The following is a 10,121-nucleotide window of genomic DNA, read 5'->3' as shown; positions in this document are numbered from 1 at the left end:
GCATGACCCGGTTTTGATACTCAGCTAAAGGCGCAAGCTTTTCAGGGAACGCACGATAGACGTGGCTCAGGTTTGCGTCTTCGGGCATCGAAGGAAACAAGCGTTTCATTTCGGCTCCTCAGCAATTCAGCGCCTTGCATCCTACTGGAACTTCGGGTTTTCGCAATCAAAGAACTTTCTGCGTGTTGCACTGATGTGTGTGGTTGTCAGCTTTGTCCGCGTAGCTGACCTTGGAATTCGCGTACAAACAGAGGCGATGCTACCGCTTCACCGCAAGAGAAAACCTGCCGACGCTTCAACTTTCGGATTGAGACCTATTGTACGGCCCCGCGCAATACCTAGCTATAGTATGCGGGAGGGAGAAATCCGCCAAATACTTGATTAGTAACACCGCTGCGCACCGAACATAGCTCGGCGCGCGTCGCGAAAGTTGTGCCCGGAGCCGAGGGATAACAAGAGTTAACCGGTACAGGAGACCACTATGGCAGCACTTGAACAGGGAACTTGGGTCATTATCGCAGACGGCGAAAAGGCGTTGGTGATGGAGAATATCACGGATGCGCAGGACCCCAATCTTGTGATCGTATCCGTCGAAGAACAGGACAGCGCGCCGATGAAGCCGTCAGATCGGGCCGGGCGGCGTTATGATACCGGGCCGAACCAGAAATCTGCGGTTTCGGAAGGGTCTTGGAAAACGCATGCAAAATCCCTCTTTGTTCAGGATGTGGCCAACCTTTTGAACAAAAAAGGCCTGAAAGGCGCGTTTCAGCGGCTGGTTTTGGTTGCAAGCCCCCATGTTCTGGGACTATTGCGCCGGCGCTTGCACTCGGAAGTGCTGTCCAAAGTGGTGGCCGAAGTCGACAAGACCCTGACCAACCATCCACTGCACAAGGTCGAGGCGGTGCTGAAAGCCCGCATGGCCAAGCCTGCCTAAACCGAGGCGGCAAATTTGCGGGCGGCACACGCGGCCCGCAGATTCATTTTAGGCCAGAAAACCACGCAGTTCGGCCATTGCCGTTTCGGGGCCGTCGACCCAGGTAATGAAATCGCCCAGCGAAGTATCGGCAAAACCCTGATCGATCACCTGATCCAGCAGGGTTTTCAACCCGTGCCAATAGCCTTCGACATTCATCACCAGAATGGGTTTGTCATGCAGGCCCAACTGGCGCCATGTCAGTGCCTCGAACAGCTCATCCAGCGATCCGGGCCCGCCTGGCAGCACGACCACCGCATCGGCGTTCATGATCATGACCTTTTTGCGCTCGTGCATCGTTTCGGTCACGATAAACCGGGTCAGATCGGTTTTCCCGACTTCGCGTTGCAGCAGATGTACGGGAATGACCCCGAATGTGTCACCTCCGGCGGTCTGCGCGGATCGGGCAACCGCGCCCATCAGGCCCACATCCCCCGCACCGTAGACCAACCGCCAGCCTTCCTTGGCAAGCAGCGCACCGAACCGCTCGGCTGCCTTGGCATAGGCCGGATTCGCGCCATTGCGTGACCCGCAATACACACAGACAGATTTCTGGGACATCAAAGGGGGTCTCCGGGCTTGTGTCAGAGGTTTTGACCCCTGATAGCGGGATTGATAGGTTGGCTCAACCGCCTGATGGAATACCTGCCACTCCGGGTGTTTGCAGGGCGGAGCGAAAGGAAAAGAATGAACGCCAAATCGGGAAGCGGAAGCTCGGGAACCTTTGTCTGGGGGCTGGTTGCGGGTCTCGTCGCCGTGATCGGCGCAGGCGTGATGTACTTTTTTGGGCTTTTCGGTGCGGCGCCGGAACCCGCGCCACAGGCTGAACCGGAAACAGCGGCGGTTGCACCGGCAGAGGAAGCGCCGCAACAGGATCAGGCGGTCGTGACCGAAACGCCAAAAGAGGAGCCTGAGCCGGACGCTGCGCCGGAACCGGCGTCCGAAGATGTTGCGGAAGAACAGGCCTCTGAACCTGAGCCCGAACCCCAGCCCGAATCAGCGCCGGCGATTGCAGCGCCAAACCTGGATCAGATTTTTGTTGAGCCAGACGGCAACGCGGTTTTGTCCGGAACGGCCCACCCGGGCGAACAGGTCAACATCGTTCTGGATGGTGAGACGATCCACAGCTTTACCGTAGACGACAGCGGTCAGTTTGCCGAGTTCGTGTCGATCCCGTTTTCGAATGACGCACGCGGTTTGGTGTTGGAAACTCCGGGCTCGGATCAGCCGATCAAATCGGATGACTATCTGATTGCGGCTTTGCCGGAGCCCGCGCCCGCACCCGAGCCGGAGCCCGAAGCCCCGATTGTGGCTGAGGCTACACAGAACGCACCGGCCCCGGCGACGGATGAGGGGCAGGTCGACGAGGCAGAGATCGCTTCGACCGATACCGAGGCACCAACCGAGACGTCGCGGGCGGATGCGACCCCGCAAGAAGAGATTGCAATCGCGGACCCGGCACCCGAGGCGGAGCAAGTCGAAGAAGAAGCGCCGCAACAGGACAGCGGACAGCAGGTTGCGATCATCCGCTCAGGGGATGAGGGTGTCGAACTTGTACAGCCCCCGGCTGTCAGCACCACACCTCCGGGACAGGTTGCGCTGGACACAATTGGGTATTCCGATCAAGGCGAGGTCGAGCTGACGGGTAGGGCGCAAGACGACTCGTCCGTGCGCCTGTATCTGGACAACACTTTGATTGCTGACCTTGAACCCGAAAGCGACGGCCAGTGGCGCGGTGAGATCGAAGGGATCGATCCAGGCGTCTACACACTGCGCGTGGATGAGGTGTCACCGGAAGGAACGGTGGTCAGCCGTTTGGAAACCCCGTTCAAGCGCGAGCCGATTGAAACGCTGCGGGCGGCTGAGGCGGCGCAATCGAATGGATCAACCACGGATGCGCCGACGATCCGCTCGGTCACCGTGCAAAAGGGCGATACCCTTTGGGCCATATCGCGCGAACGGTTTGGCGACGGGGTGCTGTATGTCAAACTGTTTGAGGCGAACCGCGATGCTATTCGTGATCCCGACCTGATATATCCTGGGCAGATCTTCACGGTACCCCAATAAACTCTTGTCTCTGGCCCGTTTTGGGCCGGGGTTCCCTCTCTGACCGCAGTTAAGGTACGTGATGAGACGATCTTCTCGGACGCAATCGGATGATATTCCAGAACCGGATGAACACCGGTCGGGCTGGCGCACGATCCGCAAGGTGTCGCCATATCTGTGGCCCGATGATGAGCCATGGGTAAAACGCCGCGTTGTCTTTGCCCTGGCGATGCTGGTCCTGGCCAAGCTGATCGCAGTATATACTCCGATCCTCTACAAGGGCGCCGTCGACAGTCTGGCGGGCGAAGGGGTTCCGCCACTTGCCTTGGGCGCCGTCGGGTTGACCGTGGCCTATGGCGTGGCCCGCATGATGACGGTGGGTTTTCAGCAATTGCGCGACGCGCTGTTTGCGCCGGTCGGTCAACGGGCCCTGCGGGCGCTGGCGCTTGAGACCTTTCAGCATATTCACCAGCTATCGATGCGGTATCATGTGACGCGGCGCACCGGTGGCCTCAGCCGGATTATCGAACGGGGCGTCAAAGGGGTCGAGTTTCTGCTGCGGTTCCTGCTGTTTTCCATCGGTCCTTTGATTTTGGAACTGCTGATGGTGGCGATCATCCTGATGTGGCTGTTTGACGTCTGGTATCTGGTCGTCGTGGCCGTGACCATCGCGCTTTACATTTGGTTCACCTTCGCCGTGACCGAGTGGCGCGTGAAACTGCGGCGCGAGATGAACGATCAGGACACCGAGGCCAATCAACGCGCCATCGACAGCCTGTTGAACTTTGAAACGGTCAAATATTTCAATGCCGAAACGCGCGAGGCCGAGCGCTATGACAGTTCGATGAAAGCCTACGCAGGCGCCGCGCTGAAAACGGCCTATTCGCTGGCCTTTCTGAATTTCGGGCAATCCTTGCTGATCACCTGTGGCCTGATCGGTGTCATGGTTCTGGCGGCCATTGGCGTGCAGAACGGCACCCTGACTGTTGGCGATTTCGTCATGGTGAACGCATACATGATCCAGATCACCGTGCCCTTGAACTTCCTTGGCACGGTGTATCGTGAGATCCGGCAATCTCTGGTCGATATGGGGCAGATGTTCGACCTGCTCGAACAACCTGCCGAGGTCAGCGACAAGGCCTGCGCGCCGAACCTCAAGGTCAATGGCGGCGAAATCACGCTAGAAGATGTGCGCTTTGGCTATGAGGCGGACCGCGAAATCCTGCGGGGTGTGTCCCTGACCGTTCCCGCCGGTCAGACGGTTGCCATTGTCGGTGCGACGGGGTCGGGGAAGTCCACCATTGGCCGGTTGCTGTTCCGGTTCTACGACGTGACTGGCGGGGCGCTGAAGATCGACGGGCAGGATGTACGTGATGTCACCCAATCCAGCCTGCATGCGGCCATTGGTGTGGTGCCGCAGGACACGGTGCTGTTCAACGACACGATCCGCTACAACATCGCCTATGGCCGGGATGGCTCAACGCAGGAGGATGTGGAAGCAGCGGCCAAGGCGGCCCAGATTCACGACTTCATCAACAGTTTGCCCGAAGGCTACGACACCACGGTCGGCGAACGGGGGCTGAAACTGTCGGGCGGTGAGAAACAACGCGTCGGCATTGCCCGGACTTTGCTCAAGAACCCGCCGATCCTGCTGCTGGACGAGGCAACCTCGGCCCTCGATACCGATACCGAGCAGGATATCAAAGACGCCCTGGCCCACGCGGGTGAAGGCCGCACAGTCATCACCATCGCACACCGCCTCAGCACAATTGCCGAAGCTGACCAGATCGTCGTGTTGGAGAGTGGTGAGATCATCGAGCAGGGCACGCATGACGAACTGCTCAAAAAACAGGGCCGCTACGCGCAGTTGTGGAGCCGCCAGCAAGCGGACGATCAGGCCGCATGAGTGATTGATGCAAAAAGGGCCGGTCGAACCGGCCCTTCGTTGCTTACTCTGCCGCCTTCAAGGGCGCCCCGGGCGGGTGACCCTGATGATCCGGCGCTGGTTCATCGCCATCAGCCCACATGATCTCGGTCGTTTGCATGTCGCGGGCAGAGCGTCCGATTTTCATGTCCTTCGCGATCTGGCTGCTTCGGCCGGATGTCAGGCGCGCCAGCACTTGGCCCAGCCAGATGGCATAGGTGGTGACCCAGACACGCAGCGCCAGAAACGATGGCGTCACGATCAGTGTCAGGACCGTCGCGATGCCCAACCCGAACACAACTGCCGTCGCCAGCTGTTTCCACCAAAGCGCCGTTGGGCTGTCGATGGAATACCCGCCATTGATGAAATCAAGCGAGAGACCAAACATCATCGGGGTCAGGCCAGCCATGGTGGTCAGCGTGGTCAGCAGAACCGGGCGGATACGGGCCTCGGCGGTGCGGATAATTGCCTCGATCCGCGGCATATAGCGGCTGTATTCCTGATAGGTGTCGATCAGAACAATGTTGTTGTTCACCACGATCCCTGCCAACGCCACAATCCCGGTGCCGGTCATGATGATCGAGAAAGGCTGCTCCATCACCAACATCCCGATCAGCACCCCGGTGGTCGAAAGCACAACCGCCAGAAGCACCAGAACCGAATTGTAGAAGCTGTTGAACTGCGCCAGCAGGATGACGAACATCAACCCCAGCGCACCCAGGAAGGCATTTGCCAGGAACGCACCGGATTCGGCCTGTTCTTCCTGGTCGCCAGTCCATTCCCAACTGATCGTGCCGGGGAAGGGGTCGGTGTTCAGCCACTCGGTCAGCACCGCGATGCGTTCGTTGGGATTGATCAGCCCGAACTGGAGGTCACCTTCATCAAATGCTGTGCGCAGGTCATCGACCGAGCTATCGCCGGTCAGTTGAACCAGCTCAAGGCTCTTGCCATTGGGACCGTCAAAGGTGGCTCCTGCTGGTTCCGAACCTTCGGTCACTTCCCGCAGCAGGGCCAGCCTTTGCTGCGTGCCATCGGGGCCTTCGATGTAAGCTTTGCTGAGGCCGGCCTCAACATCCGCTTTCACGTCGAAATAGCGTTCCTGATCGACGCGGTTGATCTCGGCCAGTTTGGCGACCGGCTGGCGCGTTACGAAATTCGACAGCGGCACCAGCCCATCCGGCGTCCGCACCTTGAGCGTATCGAGGGTGGACAGGACCCGATCTTCATCGGGCAGGCGCACGCGGATCTCGATCTCTTCATCCGTGCTGTCGGGGCGCATTTCGCCCAGCAGGATGCCGCGCGTGACCAGCTGAACCATCGCGCCAACCGTTGCCACGTTTGCACCAAACCGACCAGCCTTGGCGACGTCCACGTCGATCTGCCAGTCGATGCCGGGCAACGGCAGCGAATCTTCAATCTTGATCAAGCCGGGGGTCTGATCAAACACCTCGCGGGCAGAGAGGGTGGCGTTGGTCAGCTCTTCCCAATTGTCGCCTTTGATACGCAGGTGAACGGGCTTGGCCGAGGCGGGGCCCTGTTCCAACGGTTGCAGATCGACGATGATGCCAGGCAATTTTGCCAGTTCTGCGGTCAGCTCGTCCAGCACATAGTTTCCGTCATATTCGGGTGCAATGATCTGGCGATCAAACAGCCCGCCGACAATGGGTTCGGACACGACGGGGCGATCCTCCCACGGGATGATCTCGAACTGGACCCGTCCGACCGTATCGGCCGGTGCTTCGGCACCGCCGGTGTTCTGGTTCAGCCCGCCTTCGCCAGCAAAAGAGAAGACGTTGATCACGGCCGGATGCGCGCCGATTACTTGCTCGGCCGCCAGCACCATCGCATCCTTTTCCATCAGCGACAGATTCCCGCGCGCCCGGACATAGGCGGTGGCCTGTTCCGGCTCGGTCTCGACAAAGAATTCGACGCCGCGGTTGTTGTTGCCGAACGCGGTCATCACGCTGACCACAGCGAAACCAACCGCCAGGATCGACACGATGGGCATGATCGGGTTGCCGACCAGAAACTTCGTGACATAGCCAAAGATCGTATGCTCTCGGGCGGTTTGAACCCGTTCGGCCGGGGCCCGCTCGATCTTGGCGGCGCTAAGGGTGATGGACCCGCCAAACGCCCCCAGCATCAACAGTATCGCACCAAAGATGACGCCGGTAATGCCCGATCCGGGCATCAGATAGCTTGGGTTCACCATCTGCATCGCACCCAGGAACATCAGGTACAGCACAGGCGGCACCATCACCGCACGCACCCACCAGGGTGTTCTGGCACGCAGCCAGTCGGATGTGCGGTCAAAGACCCGGCTGAGGCGCCCGGAAACGCCGCCCATGACCGGCAGGTAGATCAGGGCGACAACCAAAGATGCCGAAAGCACAAAGATCAGCGTGATCGGCAGCATCTTCATGAACTCGCCCGGAACGCCCGGCCAGAACAGCATCGGCAGGAACGCACAGAGCGTGGTGGCGGTGGATGAGACAATCGGCCAGAACATCCGCTGCGCCGCCTCGACATAGGCGTGCATCGGGCCGACACCTTCCTTGATGCGCTTGTCGGCGTATTCCACCACAACGATGGCCCCGTCGACCAGCATACCCACGGCAAGGATCAGCCCGAACATCACCATGTTCGAAATCGTGACGCCGATCATCGCCAGGAACGCGAAACACAGCAGGAACGACGTCGGGATCGCAAAACCCACCAGCAGCGCGGCCCGTGTACCGAGTGCAGCCAACACAACGATCATCACCAGGGCGATGGCGGTCAGGACCGAGCCTTCCAATTGTCGCACCATGGAATCGACGATGCGGCTTTGGTCGTTGGAGGTGCCGACATCAATTGCCGCCTGCAATTCGGGGGGCCACTTGGAGCGCGCTTCCTCGACTGTTTCCTTGACCTGGGCAACCGTGTCGATCAGGTTGAAACCCTTCCGTTTGACGACCTGCAAGGCAACCGTCGCCTCACCGTCGAACCGGGCAGTGCCTGCGCGGTCCTCGAACGTGTAGTTGATCTGGGCCAGTTCACCCAAGGTCACAACCCGGTCGCCATTGACCTTGATGGGCAGCGCATAAACATCCTGCGCGGTCTTGAAAGACGAGGGGATTTTGACCGAGAAGGTGCCCTGTTCCGTCTCGACCTCACCAGCCGCGATCAACTGGTTGTTGTTCTGAACCACATTGATCAACTCGTCGGCGGTGACGTTATATGCCTCAAGCCGCAGAGGGTCGATCACGACCTCTAGCATCTCGTCTCGATCGCCAGCTATCCCGGCCTCCAGCACGGAATCGAGCGTTTCGATTTCGTCCTGCAGGTCCTTGGCGATGCGCGCCATTGTGCGTTCAGGCACCGCGCCGGTCAGGTTGACGATGACGATCGGGAATTCGGAAAAGTTGATCTCGGTGATGGTGTATTGCTCGGCACCGTCCGGGAAATCGGCCTGAGCCGTGTTCATCGCATCGCGCACATCGGCGATGGTGGCGGACTTGTCCCAGCCGAACTCGAACTCCATCAGGATACCGGCATAGTTCTCGGCGGCGGTGGCGGTCATTTTGTCCAGCCCGTCGAGATCGGCCATCTCGGTTTCCATCGGCTTGATCAGCAGGCTTTCGCTGTCCTCAGCCGAAATGCCCGGAAACTGAACCGAGACGAACAGCATCGGAATGTCGATGTCTGGTTCACCCTCTTTCGGCAGGCTGACATAGGCAAAGCCACCCACTACAAGTGAGATCGCGATGAACGCCAGAACCATTCTGGCGCGGCCTGCGGCCCAACTGACGATGCCCGTCATTGCGAAGCTTCCCGATAGGTGGGCGCAACGGTCACGCCGCGTGTCACAAATTCCTGCCCGACGACAATGACATCGGCAGTCTCAGGCAAGCCACCGACCCAGACACCTTCGTTGGTGTCACGCAGCAGCTGAATGGCGGCAAAGTCCACGATATTACCCGTGCCAACGGTGCGCACACCCAACTGGCCTTCATTGTTCAGGGTCAGCGCCGATTGCGGCAGCAGATGCGCTTTGACGCCCTCGGCGGCGATCTGGATGTTCGCCGTCTGGCCATCGCGGATCAGCAGTTCGGGGTTGGGAACCGTAATCTCGACTTCGAAAGTGCGGGTGGTTTCGTCAGCAGACCGGCTGAGGAACGTCACACGACCCTCGACCTGCAATCCTGTCACCAGTTGCGCTTGTGCCATTGAGCCTACGATGATCCGGTTCACCTCGGTCTCGGGCACAAAGCCGACCAGCTTGATGGGGGTCCAGCTGAATGACGGTCGCGCAGAGCGACCCGGGTTGCATTAGACTGCCCAGTTCGGCGGTATCGCTTTCCAAAAGGCCTTTGAATGGCGCTTCGATGGTCAGGCGATCCATTTCGCGGTTGGCGGCGGCGACCGCGGCGGTTGCGGCCTCGATCCCTGCCTGCGTGGCCTCAAGACCGGCTTCGGCAGATTTTACGCCTGCTTCGGCAGAGCTCATGGCGGCTTCGCTGGAAATCCGACGCGTTTCCGAGCCAAATCCGCTTTCTGACAACCGATTGGCCGCTTTGAGGTTTATCGCGGCCTCGGCAACCAGCGCATGGGCTTCTTCCAGACGGGCTTCGGCCTCGGGGATGCGGCTTTCGGCTTCAAGCTTGCCCGCCAGCGCCTCGGCGCGGCTGGCAGGGCGGGTGCCCGGATCCAGCTCGCACAGCAGATCGCCTGCTTCGACAAATGCGCCTTTGCGTTTGGGTTCCGACACCACGGTCGAGGTTGTTTCAGCCAGGACTTCCACCTGCCGATTGGCGGTGGTTTGCCCGCGCAATTGCACGGCGCTGCCGATTTCGCGGGCAGTTGAGCGGAAAACAACCACGCCAATCGAATCCTGAGTCGCGGTTGTTTCAGCCTCGGCACCTTCGGTTGCCTTGGCTGTTTCATCTTCCCCACGCCCGGCAAAAGCGAACAGGGAATCGCGCTCAAAAACAAGGAAATACAACGCGATAACGACTAAAACGGCGTTGACGATCGAGATCAAACGCATGTGAAGCCTCTCTAGATTCTATAAGCCGACCCGAATTTGGCGGTCATGCAATGAAATGGTGTCGGGCGACCGGCTTGTCCATACTAAACTGAATAGTTCGGTTTAGTTTTTTAGGCAAGGGTTGGAACTGTCGCGGCAAATCAGTGGAA

At 59.4% G+C, this 10,121-nt stretch carries 5 protein-coding genes and 1 pseudogene; 3 read left to right on the top strand and 3 right to left on the bottom strand.

What is annotated here, in order from left to right; translation table 11 throughout:
* Positions 1 to 481: 481 nt before the first annotated feature.
* Positions 482 to 934: a host attachment family protein gene (locus tag ACR0AG_RS13965; protein WP_480839857.1), complete on the top strand. Its 453-nt coding sequence runs from the start codon at positions 482 to 484 to the stop codon at positions 932 to 934.
* Between the two features lie 48 nt (positions 935 to 982).
* On the opposite strand, the gene ACR0AG_RS13960 is transcribed toward ACR0AG_RS13965, so the two are convergent.
* Positions 983 to 1,534 carry an LOG family protein gene (locus ACR0AG_RS13960; RefSeq protein ID WP_480839855.1) on the bottom strand — a complete coding sequence of 184 codons (552 nt, stop codon included), beginning with the start codon at positions 1,532 to 1,534 and terminating at the stop codon, positions 983 to 985.
* A 126-nt stretch (positions 1,535 to 1,660) separates the two neighbouring features.
* Between ACR0AG_RS13960 and ACR0AG_RS13955 the strand changes: the two genes are divergently transcribed.
* Both ACR0AG_RS13955 and ACR0AG_RS13950 read left to right on the top strand, forming a co-directional pair.
* Entirely contained in the window at positions 1,661 to 3,040 is a 1,380-nt protein-coding gene (locus ACR0AG_RS13955; RefSeq protein ID WP_480839853.1) for a LysM peptidoglycan-binding domain-containing protein, read from the top strand.
* A 61-nt stretch (positions 3,041 to 3,101) separates the two neighbouring features.
* Entirely contained in the window at positions 3,102 to 4,925 is a 1,824-nt protein-coding gene (locus tag ACR0AG_RS13950) for an ABCB family ABC transporter ATP-binding protein/permease (RefSeq protein ID WP_480839851.1), read from the top strand.
* A 43-nt stretch (positions 4,926 to 4,968) separates the two neighbouring features.
* On the opposite strand, the gene ACR0AG_RS13945 is transcribed toward ACR0AG_RS13950, so the two are convergent.
* Complete coding sequence (locus ACR0AG_RS13945) at positions 4,969 to 8,745, bottom strand: efflux RND transporter permease subunit (protein ID WP_480839849.1); 3,777 nt, start codon at positions 8,743 to 8,745, stop codon at positions 4,969 to 4,971.
* A pseudogene (locus ACR0AG_RS13940) lies at positions 8,742 to 9,972 on the bottom strand (efflux RND transporter periplasmic adaptor subunit). The gene ACR0AG_RS13945 and the pseudogene ACR0AG_RS13940 overlap by 4 nt, the downstream one beginning before the upstream one ends.
* Positions 9,973 to 10,121 lie beyond the last annotated feature (149 nt).

This window comes from Ruegeria sp. H6, assembly GCF_056532975.1.
This window is presented reverse-complemented; position numbering and strand designations above follow the sequence as displayed.

What these genes read in the sequence shown, in the direction of transcription:
- ACR0AG_RS13955 (WP_480839853.1), top strand. Translation starts at nt 1,661, where the DNA reads ATGAACGCCAAATCGGGAAGCGGAAGCTCGGGAACCTTTGTCTGGGGG.
- ACR0AG_RS13965 (WP_480839857.1), top strand. Translation starts at nt 482, where the DNA reads ATGGCAGCACTTGAACAGGGAACTTGGGTCATTATCGCAGACGGCGAA.
- ACR0AG_RS13950 (WP_480839851.1), top strand. Translation starts at nt 3,102, where the DNA reads ATGAGACGATCTTCTCGGACGCAATCGGATGATATTCCAGAACCGGAT.
- ACR0AG_RS13960 (WP_480839855.1), bottom strand. Translation starts at nt 1,534, where the DNA reads ATGTCCCAGAAATCTGTCTGTGTGTATTGCGGGTCACGCAATGGCGCG.
- ACR0AG_RS13945 (WP_480839849.1), bottom strand. Translation starts at nt 8,745, where the DNA reads ATGACGGGCATCGTCAGTTGGGCCGCAGGCCGCGCCAGAATGGTTCTG.